1 protein-coding gene is annotated in these 395 nt (G+C 28.6%); it reads right to left on the reverse strand.

The window, feature by feature from the left end:
- Positions 1-83: 83 nt before the first annotated feature.
- Positions 84-395: S-adenosylmethionine decarboxylase family protein (locus ACFILW_RS09430; protein ID WP_375685671.1), on the reverse strand; the 312-nt coding region annotated here is incomplete at its 5' end.

A 395-nucleotide genomic window follows, 5' to 3' on the forward strand; every position in this document is an offset into this window, starting at 1 on the left:
AAAATTGTATACAGGAATTTGATAATCAAACTTAAATAAGCCATTGTTTTTGATATTCATAGCTGCCTTCGTTCTTATAGTTATCATACATTAGATAAATCTTCGTCATAAGAAGAAGAGGTATTAATACTCAAAAAATGCTTACCTCTCCTAAACGATCTAATAAATAATTGTCCAGTATATTCCCATTGAATTTTAATAGCTTCAATTGCCTTGCCATAATCTTGTCCACAAGTATACAAATCAATACTTATGTAATTACTCTCTGGGTATGTATGGAATGATAAATGTGATTCACTCAATAAAAAAAAACCTGTCACACCTTGCCCATCTGTTGTAAATTTATGTGACATGAATCCAAGAATATTCATTTTTGTATTTTTTATTACTTTAAG

This window comes from Bartonella sp. TT110JLCBS (genome assembly GCF_042193405.1).
GTDB lineage: Bacteria > Pseudomonadota > Alphaproteobacteria > Rhizobiales > Rhizobiaceae > Bartonella.